The sequence below is a fragment of the Pseudoalteromonas sp. SWXJZ94C genome, assembly GCF_015864385.1.
Lineage (GTDB): Bacteria > Pseudomonadota > Gammaproteobacteria > Enterobacterales > Alteromonadaceae > Pseudoalteromonas.
Window position 1 is genome coordinate 21,670 of record NZ_JADYXF010000034.1, and the last position, 15,161, is coordinate 36,830.

The following is a 15,161-nucleotide window of genomic DNA, read 5'->3' on the forward strand; positions in this document are numbered from 1 at the left end:
ACAAAACCTTGGATTCAAAACAACTACTCGCCTTTGCAATGGATAAAATTGACGATATGAAAGCGCGTGACATCATTCATATTGACGTAACGAAGACATCAGACATCACTGACTATATGGTTATTTGTTCTGGTACATCTAAACGTCACGTACAGTCAATTGCTGATCATTTAGCAAAAGAAGCTCGCCATGCCGATTCAGAGCCTCTAGGTTATGAAGGTGAAAGCGACGGCGAATGGGCACTGGTTGATTTAGGTGATGTGGTTGTACACGTGATGCAAAGCGAAGCACGTATCTATTACGATCTAGAAAAACTGTGGGGCTAAACGCTCACTCATTTTAGACAATGCTTGGAAGTAATACGTGAAAATACAAATGATTGCTGTTGGTACAAAAATGCCAGCATGGGTAGAGACGGGTTTTGCAGAGTATCAGCGCCGTTTCCCTAAAGATATGGCGCTTGAGTTAATCGAAATTCCAGCCGGAAAACGTGGTAAAAATGCAGATATAAAGCGTATTTTACACATTGAAGGTGAAAAAACTTTAGCGGCTATTCCAAAAGGCAATCGTATTGTTACGTTAGAAGTAACAGGGAAAGCACTCGATACACACCAACTTGCTAAAAATATGGAAAAATGGCAACTCGATGGGCGCGATGTAAGTTTACTTATTGGCGGACCTGAAGGACTTGCTCCAGAATGTATTGACGCTTCTGAGCAAAAATGGTCGTTATCTAATTTAACATTACCGCACCCTATGGTGCGTATAATTGTTGCAGAAAGCCTTTACCGAGGCTGGAGCTTAAATAACAACCATCCTTATCATCGCGAGTAACCCCTTGCCATGCTAAAACATAGACCCACTATTCGTGACCACTCCGCAGAGGCAAACTTATTTGCTAGGCGTGCATTTGTGGGTTTTGTTTTTGTATTAGCGTTAGTCGCTGTACTACTTTCTAATCTTTATACTATTCAAGTAGAAGATCACGAAGACTATCAAACCCGCTCTAACGATAACCGCATTAAAGTTATACCAATTGCACCTAACCGTGGTCTAATTTACGATCGTAATGGTGTATTACTTGCCGAAAACAAACCTGTTTATAATCTTGAAGTAATACCCGAAGAAGTGGACGATTTAGCCGAATCGCTTGAACAAGTAAGCAAGCTAATCACTATTACTGAGCAAGAAAAAGAAGACTTTTTAAAAGATATAAAGCACACACGTCGTTTTAAATCACAGGTTCTTAAATCACGCTTAGATGAAACCGATGTGGCTCGATTTTCGGTTAATCAACATAAATTCCCTGGTTTTAGCATTGAGGCACGTCTTGCTCGTTATTATTCGTTTGGCGATACCCTCACCCATGCGTTGGGTTACGTAGCAAAACTTAATAGAAAAGAGCTAAACCAACTAGAACAAGAAGACCGAGCAACTAATTACCGTGCAACACATGATATTGGTAAACTCGGTATTGAAAAATACTATGAAGAAATACTGCACGGAAAAGTAGGCTCTCAACGCGTAGAAGTAAATAACCGTGGACGTATTATTCGCACATTAAGTATGACCCCTCCTCAGCCTGGTAGCGATTTAGTACTGACACTCGATGTTGGTTTACAGCAAATAGCACAGCATGCACTTAAAGATATGCGTGGCGCTGTTGTGGTTATGGATGCAAAAGATGGTGGCGTACTGGCGCTTTATTCAAACCCTAGTTACGACCCTAATTTATTTGTACACGGTATAAGTAGCAAAAATTACAAAGCATTACTTAATCAAGATCGCCCACTTATAAACAGAACTACGCAAGGGCGTTACGCTCCTGCCTCTACAGTTAAACCGCTTATGGCGGTACTAGCACTTGAAGAAAACATAGTAAGTGAAACAACTTCTCTTTGGGATCCGGGCTTTTTTCAGATTCCGAACGTTGAACATAAATGGCGCGACTGGAAACGTTGGGGACATGGTCATGTTGATGTTTATAAGGCAATTGAAGAGTCGTGTGATACCTACTTTTATGACGCTGCTTATCGCTTAGGTATTACCAAAATAAGCGATTTTATGGCGCGCTTTGGTTATGGTGACTTATCAGGTATTGATATTCACGAAGAAACTACTGCAATATTGCCTTCAAAAGAATGGAAAGAAGGTCGCTTTAAAGAGTCGTGGTGGCGTGGTGATACTATTTCTGTAGGTATTGGACAAGGTTACTGGACTGCAACTCCAATTCAAATTGCAAACGCAACAAATATATTAGTGAATCGCGGTCTTAACCACCCTCCTCATTTAGTGCAGGTTGTAAAAAAAGATAACGATATTCAACAAATTAATAATGAAGAAAAGCCGCCTGTTATTTTAAAAGATCCCCGTCATTGGCAAGTCTCTTTAGATGCAATGCATAACACGGTTAAAAAAGTTTCCGGTACCGCACATAAAGCATTTAAAGGCACGACATATGACTCTGCGGGTAAAACGGGTACTGCACAAATAGTAAGTATTGCACAAGGCGAACGCTACGATGCAGAGTCACTTAAAGAACGTCAACGCGATAACACTATTTATGTTGGCTTTGCACCGTATACCGATCCAAAAATAGTGGTTTCTGTTGTATTAGAAAACAACCATGGCGGCATTCAAATTGCTCGCCAACTTATGGATTACTATTTTGCTGCAAATCCCGTTGATCTTGCAAGGAATGATACACCATGACCACTTTGCACGATGAACGCTCTATTTGGATGCGTATGCATCTTGATTTACCACTGCTCATTGCGTTACTAATAATGATGGCAGGCAGTATTACAGTCGTTTATAGCGCCAGTGGTCAAGATTCTTCTATGATGATTCGTCATATTACCCGCATGGGCGGTGCTATTTTAGGCATGGTTATTTTAGCGCAGTTTTCACCCGCTACTTTAAAGCGTTTAGTTATCCCTCTTTATTGTGTTGGGTTACTTATGTTAGTTGGCGTACTTTTATTTGGTGTAAGCTCTAAAGGCGCACAACGCTGGTTAGATTTAGGTATTACACGGTTTCAACCTGCTGAATTAATGAAGCTTGCAGTGCCAATGATGGTTGCATGGTATATAGGTCGTAATCACCTACCGCCTCGCCCTATCCATTTAATTATTGGTTTTATGATAGTAATGCTCCCTACCTTATTAATTAAAGAACAACCCGATTTAGGCACAGCCATACTTATTGCAAGCTCGGGTATATTTGTATTGTTTTTATCAGGCTTAAGCTGGCGCTTGATAGGCTTTTTAAGCTCTATTGTTGCACTTGCCGCATGGCCATTTTGGCATTACGGAATGCACGACTATCAAAAGCAACGTGTACTTACCTTTTTAGACCCTGAGAGTGATCCCCTTGGTTCGGGTTATCACATTATTCAATCAAAAATAGCGATTGGCTCTGGTGGCATTGAAGGCAAAGGTTGGTTGCTTGGCACGCAATCACAATTAGAGTTTTTACCAGAACGCCATACCGATTTTATATTCTCAGTTTTAAGTGAAGAGTTTGGTTTATTTGGAGTATGCATATTACTTAGCCTGTACTTATTTATTATAGGTCGTGGCTTGTTCATTGCTGTAAACGCACAAGATGCTTTTGGTAAATTACTTGCAGGCGCACTTACACTGACCTTTTTTGTTTATGTTTTTGTAAATATAGGCATGGTATCTGGGTTGTTGCCTGTAGTAGGTGTACCGTTGCCTCTAATAAGTTATGGTGGAACGTCAATGGTCACGTTAATGGCTGGTTTTGGTATTATTATGTCGATTGCGACTGATAAAAGGATGCTTTTAAAATAATGCGACTTTATATACAACTTTTACTCACTACACTATTAATTACATTATTAAGCGCTTGTAGTAGTTCTAATAGCGGCTCAAGTAGCCGTTATAGTATGCGCCACGACTCAGCTCCTTTACGTGTGCCTACTGCAATTGAAATGCAAGATGCAACCGTAACCGAAGTAACCAAAAGCGCCAGTGCAGGTAGACCTTACGAGGTTCTTGGTAAACGCTATAGCCCTATGCTTGACGAAACGGGTTACAGTGAAGAAGGTATTGCATCGTGGTACGGACGTAAGTTTCATGGCTATCACACGTCAAATGGTGAAACATATGATATGTTTGCCATGACTGCGGCGCATAAAACGCTGCCATTACCTAGTTTTGTTAAAGTAACAAACACAGCCAATGGTAAATCAGTTATTGTGCGTGTAAATGACCGAGGTCCTTTTCATGACGATAGACTAATTGACCTTTCATATGCAGCTGCTTATAAGCTCGGTTACTACAACCATGGTACAGCAAAGGTTAAGCTTGAAGCCGTTACGCTTCCTGATTCGGTTGCACATCAGACCTACATTCAGGTAGCTGCGGGTAGCACTTTAATGAATATAGAAGCACTAGCGAGTACCTTGCGAGAGCAATATAAATTACCAACAAATATCGTTCAAAAAGACGCTATTTACAGGTTGCATTTAGGTCCGATAAAAGATGCCTCACATGCACAAGAAGTATTAAATAAATTAAAACAAAATCAATTTCAAAACGCGTTCTTGCTTTACACTCAGTAAGACCTTTAAAATGGCGTAACGCGAATCTTTAACTTTAACCATTAATGAGTATGATGAAATCTATTAAACAAAAAATCCTCAAAGGTGTATGCGGCTTAGCTTGTTCTGCCGCTGTATTTTCAGCCACCGCCCAGATTATTCCGGCACCACCTCAAGTTAATGCTAAAGGTTATTTTTTAGTCGACTTTACTACTGGTAAAGTAATCGCCGAAGGTGAAGCCGATACACAATTAGCACCTGCAAGCTTAACTAAAATGATGACCAGTTATGTAATTGGTAACGAAATTAAAGCCGGTAACATAGCACCAACCGATATGGTTACTGTGAGTGAAAAGGCATGGGCTAAAAACTTCCCTGAATCATCTAAAATGTTTATTGAAGTAGGTAAGCAAATTAGTGTTGATGAACTTAATCACGGCATTATCATTCAATCGGGTAACGATGCCTGTGTTGCAATGGCTGAGCATATAGCAGGTAGTGAAAGCGCGTTTGCTGATTTAATGAATGCTCACGCAGCTAAATTAGGTATGAGCAACAGTCACTTCATCAATAGTCATGGTCTTGATACCAATGAGCATTATACAACGCCACGAGATATGGCAACGTTAGGTGCTGCACTTATACGTGACGTACCAAATGAGTATGCACTTTATAAGCAAAAGTCATTTACTTACAATGGTATTAAGCAATACAACCGTAACTCACTACTGTGGGACGAAAGCTTAGATGTTGACGGTATTAAAACAGGTCACACATCAGACGCGGGTTATAGCTTAGTAACATCTGCAACTAAAAACGATATGCGTTTAATTGCTGTTGTGATGGGTACTTCAAGCGAACGAGCTCGTAAAGTAGAAAGCAAAAAGCTACTTAACTATGGTTTTCGTTTTTATGAAACAATTACTCCTTACAAAGCAGGCGACAGCTTTGCAGAACAACGTATTTGGATGGGTAATAAAGAAAACGTATCTTTAGGTATTTTAGAAGATACACCTATTACTATTCCACGTGGTCAGCATAAAAACCTTAAAGCTAACTTTGAGCTAGATAACACACTTGAAGCACCACTTGCCAAAGGTACTAAAGTAGGTACGTTATTCTTACAACTAGAAGGCGAAGACATTGCTCAGTACCCACTAGTAACACTTGAAGAAGTGGAAGAAGGTAGCTTCTTTAGTAAAATTTATGACTACTTACGCTTACAAATTATGCAGTAATTTACAATTGCCTCATAACTTGAGAAACTAATTTAAACGCCTCCATTGTGAGGCGTTTTTTTTTGCTTGAAAAATGTTAGAATGCGCCCCATATAAACCAATCATATTGAGTTGTTATTTTTGGAGTATCCAAAACTGTATTTACTCAAGATTGCCATTAGCCTGTCAGTTTAACGCCTAGCGTTTTGCATAGCGCCTTCATTTTACTTGTTTGAGGAGTCACCGTCGTGGTTCAACCTGTTAAAGATACAAAATTTGATGAGTACTTAGAATACCCTTGCCCATTCACATTTAGAATAATGGGTTTAGCTAATGTAAATTTAACGGATCAAATTTTAGCTAAGTTACAACCAATTGCACCTGGCGACTACGCACCTAAAGTAAAACCAAGCAGTAAAGGTAATTACGAGTCAGTAAGTCTTGTTGCAACAGTAACGAGTGGCAAACATATTGAAGAAATTTACAACGTGATCAGTAATATTGATGACGTACGACACATGCTTTAAGCCATAGTTGAGATTTGTTGTGAGCGAAAACACCTTAATTGTACGCCAACTGGGTCGTCAGCGTTATATGCCAATTTGGCAAAAAATGCAGGACTTTACCGACACCCGTGATGAAAATACGCCAGATGAAATTTGGCTTGTAGAGCACGAGAGTGTATTCACCCAAGGTCAAGCTGGTAAAGATGAGCATTTACTTGCTCCTGGCGACATAGAGGTTATTAAAGTAGACCGTGGCGGGCAAGTGACTTATCACGGTCCTGGTCAGCAAATGATGTATGTATTATTTAATTTACGCCGTTTAAAAATTGGTGTACGTGAACTTGTTACGTGGCTTGAAGAGTGCATTATAGAATCACTCGCCGAGTACGGTATTGAAGCGTATGCTAAAGCTGATGCACCCGGTGTTTACGTTAACGATAGCAAAATAGCATCACTTGGATTAAGAGTTCGTCGTGGTTGCTCATTTCATGGCTTGGCATTAAATGTTAACATGGACTTAAGTCCATTTTTACGCATTAACCCATGTGGTTATGCGGGCATGAATATGGTGCAAACTAAAGAATTAAAGGGTCCTCAAAACCTAGAAAGTGCAGGTGAAGGATTGGTAAAACACATGATCAATAAGCTTAATGCAACACAGGTTAAGCATACTGAAGGGTTTGAAAACGAATGAATAAACCAGTCAAAATGGAACCAGGTGTAAAACTACGCGACGCTGAAAAAATGGCGTTGATCCCAGTTAAAGTTTTACCTACAGAAAAAACCGAAATGTTGCGTAAGCCAGAATGGTTAAAAATTCGCTTACCTAAATCAACTGATCGCATTGACGGTATTAAAAAAGCACTGCGAAAGCATGGCTTACACTCGGTATGTGAAGAGGCTTCGTGCCCTAACCTATCTGAATGTTTTAACCACGGTACAGCTACCTTTATGATTTTAGGTGCTATTTGTACTCGTCGCTGCCCATTTTGTGATGTAGCACATGGTCGTCCATTAAAGCCAGATGCAACCGAGCCTGAAAAACTAGCGCTAACCATTAAAGATATGAAGCTTAGCTACGTAGTAATTACCTCGGTTGACCGTGATGATTTACGTGACGGCGGTGCTCAGCATTTTGCCGATTGTATTCGCGAAATTCGCAAACATAACCCAACTATTACTATTGAAATTTTAGTGCCTGATTTTCGTGGTCGTATGGACCGTGCGTTAGAAATTTTAATTGAGACGCCACCAGATGTGTTTAATCACAATCTTGAAACTGCGCCGCGTTTATACAAACTCGCGCGCCCAGGTGCCGATTACAAATGGTCGTTAGAATTACTGCGCCGTTTTAAAGAAGCTCACCCAGAAGTTAAAACTAAATCAGGGTTAATGGTTGGTTTAGGTGAAGAAATTAGCGAAATTGAAGAAGTACTTCGCGATTTACGTGCGCACAACGTTGACATGCTTACTGTAGGACAATACCTACAGCCTTCTAAGCACCATTTACCTGTTAAACGCTACGTGCCACCAGTAGAGTTTGACGGTTTAAAAGCGTATGCAGATGAAATTGGATTTACTCACGCGGCGTCAGGCCCGTTTGTACGCTCAAGCTATCATGCAGACCAACAAGCAGCGGGTAAAGAAGTGAAATAGTCACTTTAATTATGCGTAAAAAAGCCGTTAGGGATAAAACTCTAACGGCTTTTTTGTTAAGCGCGTATACGCAAAGGAGGAGTCGTTTATTTATCCTGCGTTTAAAACCTATATGCTTACATAAAATCTATCTAACGATAAGAAAATTGCACTAAACAACACGCTATAATTCTGCCCTATTGAAGTAATTTTATAATGAAATGGATATTATGTACTCAAATAATTGTGGCAAAGTATCAAATGATTCAAATACTTCATCGTGTGCGAAAAAGTTAACCACTAGATACTGGTTACGAATCGCACAAAATTTGTAAGTATCCATATTGCCGTTACTCCCCAGCTCAAGTGAACTCTGAGATGTATTCAGTTCGCTTAACAATTCCTCTGCACTAAAAAGAATGGCGTTATTTATTTGAATGCCATCAGTCAACGTCAGAAAGTGCATATATTCAAGGGTAAAACGATCCCCAAAGCATACTTTAAATAATGGCGTAACATGGCTATTAAGCTCAGCTGATATTGGATTATTTAAATACACTCCTTGGTTTTCACAATACTTTTCGAAACTATAATGCATATATTCCTTCGCACTTGTAAAAGTTAGTTTATGTAATAGGAGGAATTAATTTTAATCATTTAATCTGTTACAAAAAAAGATACATAAACTTGCAGATTAATACTTTATTTAAAATTTGGAATAGAGCGCATTAACGTTGAAGCTCACTATATTTAAATCACTATTCTTGTTCCAAACATAAAATAAATTCTAAAAAGCTGTTAGCAATAACATCAACTCTATCTTCCCCATCGCCATAAACTACTTTGGGGTCACTCTTTCCTCCTCGATAATCTAGTGCATAAAAATCATGTCCGTGCGAGCCAAGAATAATTAAGCCCTCTGGTATACCTGCGGCTTCATAGTCAAACCCTGTATTTGAATCATAATGACTAAGATTTAACTCACTTAAAGCTGAAAAGGCTGGAACGGATGTTTGAGCTATTTCACTATCACAATTTAATTCAAGGTTTACAAATCCACCATCAGATAACGTGTAAAGGTGTTTGAATTCGACAGGTAACTTTATGCCCGTTTTCTCTTCAAAAGACTGTAGGCTTTGAACACTAGCGCCCAATAGCTTTTCATCCTCTTCTTTGTACCAAAAATTTTCATATATTTTTTTTAGCATACATAACTTCCTAATAAAAACTTATATAGTAATTTTTTATCGAATGAATAAATTAAAAAACCCACTATATTTTCTAATAAAATTAATAACCTACACCTTAACGCTTACTTTTTTACTTGTAAATATTCGATATAGGCTTCTTATAAAAATAGTAAAAAGAGCAATAGTCACAAAATATACCAGTATCAATAAAGATACCATGAAAACAGGAACATGCGGGTGGCGTTGCACTGCAACTTCGATAAATATGCCTGATAAAATGCAGATAGGTACACCATATTTAAATATAGATTTTGCTGTCATTTTTTTAATAATGCAAAATAACACATATAAAAGAGGTATTAATAATGCAAGCATGGGTGTCCATGAACTGTCTAACGTATCCATAATATTAAATCTATTTTTTGACCAAAACATGAGGTTATTTGATGCAATACTATTAATTTTTTAAAAGTAACTAACGTAAAAGTTTAATTAACTTTTATTTTCATACTCAAATTCGATATTAAAGCACCACGAATCATCTTCTACAAAAAAGTTGATAAAGGCTTCTGTCCATGTGTCACCATTTTGCATCATTGTCACATAAAGCTGCTCACAGAGTCGCCTAAGTGATTCACTTATTACTGCCGTATCGGATGAATCACTATTTCTTAATTTATAGTTAATCGCCCTACCATCACAGCTAATTGACAATCGACCTTTTTCCCATGAGTCTGGTGAGCAGTTAATACTCTCTGATACGAGTTCATTAATTACAGGGTTATAGGTATCAAACTTATTATCAATCATGAATAATCCTTATTTATTGAGTGAGTTTTATGTGTTAGTTATTTCTATTTTCGTACAGAAATTACCACCTAAAATATATCCATAAAATCCATACTAACGTATGTGTTCATAGCAGTCGATATGCGTTTAATAAAATGAATTTGCCCTTTTTAAAATAAAATTAGGTTAAACCCGAGTTACTTGAGATAATTAGTACTGACATAATTATTTAGGTTCATTATGAAACTATTAGTTCGTAACTTATCTCGTGCTACAACTGAGCATGAGCTTCGTACTTTATTTACAGAGCACGGTAAAGTGACTACCTGTAACTTAGTACTTGATAAAGAAACTGGCCAATCAAAAGGTTTTGCTTTTGTAGAAATGCCAAACGACATAGAAGTTAAAGGCGCTATTGCAGCTCTTAACCAAGCTACTGTTGATAAAAGCAAAATTCGCGTAAAATTAGCCGACGCTTAAGTAATAACACATTACTTAAAGTTCAAAAAACCAGCTTATGCTGGTTTTTTGCTAAAAGCGGATAATATAAAAACGTTATAGTTTAACGAAAACTACGCGCGGAAGTAAAATACTGCTAGCTACCATTTACAATGGCCTCATTGTGTCTGCGCACATACCTAATAAATTAGTGCTTTAGGGTCTGTGGATCTTTGCGGATTAAAATTTGTTCAAACTAGGGGCTATTTAATCGCGGCGCGAGATTTGTAACCTAGTGGTCTCGATAACTGCTCCTGCGTTATTCTACTGACTTACATCCATGTAAGAATAAGTAAAAACCGAGCAAAGCTTACGCGTCCTGCTCACGCCCCTTACCTATAGGCAACAAAGAGTAAATAGCCCCTAGTAAGAACCCTTTGGGCAGCGCCTGTCTTGCCTTTATGCTACGTTATCGCCTATTTATGGGGAATAACCACACTGCATAGGCTCTGCCTTGCCTAAATACCAAACAGACTGCTGAAAATTTAACCTTGAAAGAACAACAGACCCTAATATTTCTATAAAAAAATAAATCACGAAAACCCATTAAATTGGGCATTGTCTTGTCTGTTATTTATGCACTTGATAAAGCTAATCGAAAATTGTGTAAAAAGTATCTATAAACATTCGACATCACTGCTTTGCTTCCTTATATTAAATGTAACTTTTAATAATAAAATGAAGACCATGGCATCTACTATTTTAAAAACGGCAAGCCTAAGCTTGCTAGTTGCATTACTTGGCTGTTCAGAGCAAGCAAGTGAACAACCAAAGCTCGAAAAAACAACTGGCGTAAGCCTAAGCAATGTAAAACAGCATATTAAAACGCTTGCTTCCGACGATTTTGAGGGACGCGGACCACTTACCCACGGTGAAGTAAAAACAGTTGGCTACTTAGCCGATCAGTATAAAGCGATGGGGTTAACTGGCGCCTATAAAAATAAATTTTTACAACCAGTCGAAATGGCAATGATCACAGCTGATCAAAACATGCAGTTAAAAATGGGTGACCTCACATTTAAAGCAGGTACAGATTTTACTGCGCGTACCCAACAATTACAGCCTCTAATTGATGTTCGTGACTCTGATGTTGTGTTTGTTGGTTATGGTATTAATGCACCTGAGTATAACTGGAACGACTATAAAAATATTGATGTAACCGGTAAAACGGTTGTTATGCTGGTTAACGATCCTGGTTTTGCAACGCAAGATGATGACCTTTTTACAGGTAATGCCATGACCTACTACGGTCGTTGGACTTATAAATATGAAGAAGCAGCACGCCAAGGTGCAAAGGCGGTATTTATTGTCCATGAAACAGCACCTGCTGCGTACCCTTGGGGTGTTGTTGAAAGCTCAAATACTGGCACAAAATATACGTTAATGGATAACAATCTAAACGCATCCGAATTACCTGTTATGGGTTGGTTGACACTTAACGCAACCGAGCAGCTATTTAAATCAGCAAATCTTAGCTATCAACAATTAAAGCAAGAAGCGCTTAATAAAAACTTCAAAGCAACTGCACTAAATTTACAAGCAAACCTCTCGTTTAAAAATGAAGTATCACACGCTAAATCACATAATGTGGTTGCTCAAATAACAGGGAGCGAATCACCTGATGAATACGTTGTAATTAGCGCTCACTGGGATCACTTTGGAACAAAGCAAACAGACAGCGGTCCTAAAATTTATAATGGTGCAGTAGATAATGCATCGGGCACAGCTGCTACGTTAGAAATAGCGCGTATTATGAGTAAAATAAACAGAGCGCATCCATTTAAGCGCTCAATTATTTTTGCTAATTTTACCGCAGAAGAAACGGGCTTACTTGGCTCTGCACAATTTGCGTCAGGTGCCGTTGTGCCTACAAAAAAAATTGTTGGTCTATTAAATATTGATGGTATGAATGTACTTGATGCCACAGATTATATTTTACAATACGGTAAAGATTTATCGACAATGGAAACTTACTTAGCCAAAGCGGCAAAAAAACAAGGTCGCGAAGTTAAAATGGATCCTCGCCCGCAAAATGGTTTGTTTTTTAGATCAGACCATTTTTCACTGGCTAAACAGGGTGTACCGAGCTTATTATTTATGAGCCTTGGTGATACTGACCCTGATTATATTGTTAATAAATATCATAAAGAAGGTGACGATTACTCACCAGATTGGTCATTAGGCGGTGTTGAGCAGGATATAAATCTAATTGTCGATATTGCAACTCAACTTGCTAATAATGGCGATTGGCCTAAATGGACTAGCGAGTCTGACTTTAAAGCTAAACGTGCTGAAGATAAAAAATAAGTTTTAAGTTTATTTTATAAGTTAAAAATCCTCCTTTTTGGAGGATTTTTGCATTAAGCGGGCTCGTATTCATACTATTTTTACTTTTGCATTTAAGGAAATATAAATAACGAGTGTTATTAGTAGTGTTCAAGTTGGCACTAATAATTACATCAGCAGTACAGAGAGTCTACTTATGATGCTTGGAGCGGCGTTAGGCTATCAGTGTATTTAATGCCTGCAATAGCAATGATGTTTGTCGGTACTGGGTTATTCACCCTGGTCGAATTTAGAGGTTCATTTTTAAATACACATAAAAAAGCAGCTTAACACTGTACGTATTAAGCTGCCCGAGTATGATTTGTTTAATTAAATAACATATTTACTGAACTTTAGAGAATTCTTCTTTAGAGATCTCGCCGTTGGCATCCGTATCTAGGTCGTCAAACAACTTTGCTAGCTGTGTATTAACCTGTGCTTCAGTTTGATTAATAACACCATCGCCGTCGGTATCAAAAGAATCAAAATCTACTGCTGCAAATGCAGCTGAAGAAGATGCTAATGCAATAAGTGCTAGTGTTTTATGTAATGTTTTCATAGTTTATTCCTTCGTCTTGAGCCTTAGTAAATGGTGAGAAGTCCTTTTCAAAGATCCTTTAGGAGTCAAAGTTTATGACTATTAATATTCTGAAAACTCTTCTTTGGAAAGTTCGTCGTCGCCATCAACGTCTAATTCAGGAAACAAAGCCAGTAAATCAGCGTCTACCGATGCCTCAGCTTGGCTAATTGTGCCACTACCGTCGACATCAAGTGTGTCAAAATCTGTGCTTGCAAATACCGCTGATGAAGAAGCAAGAGCCATTAAAACAAGTGTTGATTGTAATGTTTTCATAATTTAATCCTTCATTGTGTAATGTATAGCGAATAAATGTGCCCATATGTAAGTACTAACACGTCCTTGTTATTCTTTTTAATAAGCTCCCTTGCCTATTAAGGTTGTCTTTGGCAACTCAGAATTTAAATAACATTACTGGGCATCAAACTGTTTTAAAAAGGCTTACGCCTGAGAAAATTCATCTTCTGATAACTCACCATTTTGGTCAGTATCAAGGTCGGTAAACTGACTCATTAGCTCGGCATCTACCGATACTTCTGCTTGGCTAATTGCGCCGTTACCGTCGACATCTAATGTGTTAAAATCTGTTGCTGCAAAAGCCGCCGATGAAGAAGCTAGAGCCATTAATACCAGTGTTGATTGGAAAGTTTTCATAATGTAATCCTTCATTGGGTTATTGCGACTTAACCGTTTGGCTTAAATCACGTTTTGCTGAATACAGTCTAGGTACTACAAGTTCAATGCCAACTTTAAAAAATACTGTAGAAGCAATAGCTTAAGTTTATTTCTGAGGGGTTTAGCTGAAACTCGAGGCTTTACCTGTTGCCTTTTAGCAACAGCCAATTGGCTGATTTTAAATAAAACATAAAAATCAATAACTTAAAATGAAATAAAAAGACACTAAACACAAAATAAATAGCTTTTATCATGCCTTAAAGCTACTTTTTTAATATACCCACCCTGAACACATTTTCATTAAAAAATAACCAAATAAAATAAAACAGCTAATCAATTGATAATTAGCTATTTATTATAAAAATAATGACTAATTAAAATATATTCAGCCGTTTTAAATTAAAAACGTAAGTTTGTTGCCATTTGGCGAATTCGTAACTTTTTAATAATAAAAAACCGCTAATAGATAGCGGTTTCAATGGTTATCTATTGAATAATATTGTGTAAGTGATTACTTCCAACCTTGTAACCAATTTTTTGCGTCTTTTAGATCTCGCCAACTAATTGGATATTGGCTTTTTGAAATAATAGCCTCTGTAATACATTCAATTACGTTATCATCTTCATCGTAATCAACGCTTACAATAATAAAGTGTTTTTCTTTATTAATTGCAGGTACTGCCGTCCACTTACTATTCAATAATTTCTTAGGGTTTAGCTTATTCATTGTTTATATTAAGTCCGGATAACCTAAATTTATGTTACAAACTAATACGACTCAATTATATATTTAGTTCAAACTCTATTGAGCAATCAACTTACCTTTATACATTTGCATTTGGCAATGAAAGTCATATTCGCCAGCCTCAAGCGCAGGTAATTTAATAGTATTACCATCGCCCATTACAAGGGTTTTACTAATATCGAGCTGTGGGAATATGACCATTTCGGCGCAAGGGGCGCTGTCTTGTCGATCAAAGATTAGCTCAACTTCTTTATTAGCAGCTACTTTAATATGCCCAGGCTGATATACACCGTTATTAACAACAACCTTTACTTTATTGTCGTCACTCTGGGTTTGTTCTGGTTTGTATAACCAGAACCAGTAAATAATTGCAGCTATTAATAAAGCGCCTAATATATTAATCATCAACATAATCGTTACTCCTAAATGAAAGGCTT

The 15,161-nt window shown here is 37.8% G+C and carries 20 protein-coding genes; 12 read left to right on the forward strand and 8 right to left on the reverse strand.

Annotation, left to right across the window (positions count from 1 at the left end):
* The first annotated feature begins 8 nt into the window (after window positions 1-8).
* From rsfS to lipA, 9 genes are all read left to right on the forward strand, one after another.
* Complete coding sequence (gene rsfS / locus I6F65_RS14750; RefSeq protein ID WP_024610964.1) at window positions 9-326, forward strand: ribosome silencing factor; 318 nt, start codon at window positions 9-11, stop codon at window positions 324-326.
* Between the two features lie 37 nt (window positions 327-363).
* Window positions 364-834 carry a 23S rRNA (pseudouridine(1915)-N(3))-methyltransferase RlmH gene (gene rlmH, locus I6F65_RS14755; protein ID WP_024610965.1) on the forward strand — a complete coding sequence of 157 codons (471 nt, stop codon included), beginning with the start codon at window positions 364-366 and terminating at the stop codon, window positions 832-834.
* Window positions 835-843: 9 nt separating this feature from the next.
* Window positions 844-2,712: a penicillin-binding protein 2 gene (gene mrdA / locus I6F65_RS14760; protein WP_197113598.1), complete on the forward strand. Its 1,869-nt coding sequence runs from the start codon at window positions 844-846 to the stop codon at window positions 2,710-2,712.
* Window positions 2,709-3,815, forward strand: a complete 1,107-nt coding sequence (gene rodA, locus I6F65_RS14765; protein WP_024610967.1) for a rod shape-determining protein RodA — start codon at window positions 2,709-2,711, stop codon at window positions 3,813-3,815. The genes mrdA and rodA overlap by 4 nt, the downstream gene beginning before the upstream one ends.
* A complete protein-coding gene (locus I6F65_RS14770; protein WP_166111151.1) occupies window positions 3,815-4,588 on the forward strand; it encodes a septal ring lytic transglycosylase RlpA family protein in 774 nt (257 codons plus the stop codon). Before rodA ends, I6F65_RS14770 begins: the two co-directional genes overlap by 1 nt.
* 53 nt (window positions 4,589-4,641) lie before the next feature.
* A complete protein-coding gene (locus I6F65_RS14775; protein WP_024610969.1) occupies window positions 4,642-5,805 on the forward strand; it encodes a serine hydrolase in 1,164 nt (387 codons plus the stop codon).
* Between the two features lie 227 nt (window positions 5,806-6,032).
* A complete protein-coding gene (gene ybeD, locus I6F65_RS14780) occupies window positions 6,033-6,311 on the forward strand; it encodes a DUF493 family protein YbeD (protein WP_002958517.1) in 279 nt (92 codons plus the stop codon).
* Between the two features lie 19 nt (window positions 6,312-6,330).
* Complete coding sequence (gene lipB, locus I6F65_RS14785) at window positions 6,331-6,984, forward strand: lipoyl(octanoyl) transferase LipB (RefSeq protein ID WP_197113601.1); 654 nt, start codon at window positions 6,331-6,333, stop codon at window positions 6,982-6,984.
* On the forward strand, window positions 6,981-7,946 hold the full coding sequence (gene lipA, locus I6F65_RS14790; RefSeq protein WP_002958515.1) for a lipoyl synthase: 966 nt from the start codon (window positions 6,981-6,983) through the stop codon (window positions 7,944-7,946). Before lipB ends, lipA begins: the two co-directional genes overlap by 4 nt.
* A 190-nt stretch (window positions 7,947-8,136) precedes the next feature.
* Here lipA and I6F65_RS14795 read toward each other — a convergent pair whose 3' ends face one another.
* Together I6F65_RS14795 and I6F65_RS14800 are read right to left on the reverse strand one after the other, a co-directional pair.
* Window positions 8,137-8,523 (reverse strand): hypothetical protein, encoded by a 387-nt coding sequence (locus tag I6F65_RS14795; RefSeq protein WP_197113604.1) that lies wholly within the window; start codon window positions 8,521-8,523, stop codon window positions 8,137-8,139.
* 160 nt (window positions 8,524-8,683) lie between these two features.
* A complete protein-coding gene (locus tag I6F65_RS14800; protein ID WP_197113607.1) occupies window positions 8,684-9,133 on the reverse strand; it encodes an SMI1/KNR4 family protein in 450 nt (149 codons plus the stop codon).
* 199 nt (window positions 9,134-9,332) lie between these two features.
* On the opposite strand from I6F65_RS14800, the gene I6F65_RS14805 reads away from it, so the two are divergent.
* On the forward strand, window positions 9,333-9,584 hold the full coding sequence (locus I6F65_RS14805; RefSeq protein WP_197113610.1) for a hypothetical protein: 252 nt from the start codon (window positions 9,333-9,335) through the stop codon (window positions 9,582-9,584).
* 23 nt (window positions 9,585-9,607) lie between these two features.
* On the opposite strand, the gene I6F65_RS14810 is transcribed toward I6F65_RS14805, so the two are convergent.
* Window positions 9,608-9,925 (reverse strand): hypothetical protein, encoded by a 318-nt coding sequence (locus I6F65_RS14810; protein WP_197113614.1) that lies wholly within the window; start codon window positions 9,923-9,925, stop codon window positions 9,608-9,610.
* Window positions 9,926-10,144: 219 nt separating this feature from the next.
* Here I6F65_RS14810 and I6F65_RS14815 point away from each other — a divergent pair, with 219 nt between their 5' ends.
* Entirely contained in the window at window positions 10,145-10,384 is a 240-nt protein-coding gene (locus I6F65_RS14815) for an RNA-binding protein (RefSeq protein WP_197113617.1), read from the forward strand.
* A gap of 705 nt (window positions 10,385-11,089) precedes the next feature.
* Complete coding sequence (locus I6F65_RS14820; protein ID WP_197113620.1) at window positions 11,090-12,709, forward strand: M28 family metallopeptidase; 1,620 nt, start codon at window positions 11,090-11,092, stop codon at window positions 12,707-12,709.
* Window positions 12,710-13,070: 361 nt separating this feature from the next.
* Here the strand turns inward: I6F65_RS14820 and I6F65_RS14825 are convergent, their stop codons facing one another.
* From I6F65_RS14825 to I6F65_RS14845, 5 genes are all read right to left on the reverse strand, one after another.
* Window positions 13,071-13,286 (reverse strand): EF-hand domain-containing protein, encoded by a 216-nt coding sequence (locus I6F65_RS14825; RefSeq protein WP_197113623.1) that lies wholly within the window; start codon window positions 13,284-13,286, stop codon window positions 13,071-13,073.
* Between the two features lie 81 nt (window positions 13,287-13,367).
* Entirely contained in the window at window positions 13,368-13,580 is a 213-nt protein-coding gene (locus I6F65_RS14830; protein WP_197113626.1) for a calmodulin, read from the reverse strand.
* A 165-nt stretch (window positions 13,581-13,745) separates the two neighbouring features.
* Entirely contained in the window at window positions 13,746-13,958 is a 213-nt protein-coding gene (locus I6F65_RS14835; RefSeq protein ID WP_197113629.1) for a calmodulin, read from the reverse strand.
* 532 nt (window positions 13,959-14,490) lie between these two features.
* Window positions 14,491-14,706, reverse strand: coding sequence for a TIGR02450 family Trp-rich protein (locus I6F65_RS14840; RefSeq protein WP_197113631.1), 216 nt, complete (start codon window positions 14,704-14,706; stop codon window positions 14,491-14,493).
* Between the two features lie 75 nt (window positions 14,707-14,781).
* Complete coding sequence (locus I6F65_RS14845; protein WP_197113633.1) at window positions 14,782-15,135, reverse strand: cupredoxin domain-containing protein; 354 nt, start codon at window positions 15,133-15,135, stop codon at window positions 14,782-14,784.
* Between the last annotated feature and the right edge of the window lie 26 nt (window positions 15,136-15,161).

Bases quoted from the DNA above. Each gene is read 5' to 3' on its own strand.
- I6F65_RS14795 (WP_197113604.1), bottom strand. From the start codon at position 8,523: ATGCATTATAGTTTCGAAAAGTATTGTGAAAACCAAGGAGTGTATTTA.
- I6F65_RS14805 (WP_197113610.1), top strand. From the start codon at position 9,333: ATGAAAACAGGAACATGCGGGTGGCGTTGCACTGCAACTTCGATAAAT.
- I6F65_RS14820 (WP_197113620.1), top strand. From the start codon at position 11,090: ATGGCATCTACTATTTTAAAAACGGCAAGCCTAAGCTTGCTAGTTGCA.
- rodA (WP_024610967.1), top strand. From the start codon at position 2,709: ATGACCACTTTGCACGATGAACGCTCTATTTGGATGCGTATGCATCTT.
- I6F65_RS14825 (WP_197113623.1), bottom strand. From the start codon at position 13,286: ATGAAAACATTACATAAAACACTAGCACTTATTGCATTAGCATCTTCT.
- lipA (WP_002958515.1), top strand. From the start codon at position 6,981: ATGAATAAACCAGTCAAAATGGAACCAGGTGTAAAACTACGCGACGCT.
- I6F65_RS14775 (WP_024610969.1), top strand. From the start codon at position 4,642: ATGAAATCTATTAAACAAAAAATCCTCAAAGGTGTATGCGGCTTAGCT.
- I6F65_RS14815 (WP_197113617.1), top strand. From the start codon at position 10,145: ATGAAACTATTAGTTCGTAACTTATCTCGTGCTACAACTGAGCATGAG.
- I6F65_RS14835 (WP_197113629.1), bottom strand. From the start codon at position 13,958: ATGAAAACTTTCCAATCAACACTGGTATTAATGGCTCTAGCTTCTTCA.
- mrdA (WP_197113598.1), top strand. From the start codon at position 844: ATGCTAAAACATAGACCCACTATTCGTGACCACTCCGCAGAGGCAAAC.
- I6F65_RS14800 (WP_197113607.1), bottom strand. From the start codon at position 9,133: ATGCTAAAAAAAATATATGAAAATTTTTGGTACAAAGAAGAGGATGAA.
- I6F65_RS14810 (WP_197113614.1), bottom strand. From the start codon at position 9,925: ATGATTGATAATAAGTTTGATACCTATAACCCTGTAATTAATGAACTC.
- I6F65_RS14840 (WP_197113631.1), bottom strand. From the start codon at position 14,706: ATGAATAAGCTAAACCCTAAGAAATTATTGAATAGTAAGTGGACGGCA.
- I6F65_RS14830 (WP_197113626.1), bottom strand. From the start codon at position 13,580: ATGAAAACATTACAATCAACACTTGTTTTAATGGCTCTTGCTTCTTCA.
- I6F65_RS14845 (WP_197113633.1), bottom strand. From the start codon at position 15,135: ATGTTGATGATTAATATATTAGGCGCTTTATTAATAGCTGCAATTATT.
- I6F65_RS14770 (WP_166111151.1), top strand. From the start codon at position 3,815: ATGCGACTTTATATACAACTTTTACTCACTACACTATTAATTACATTA.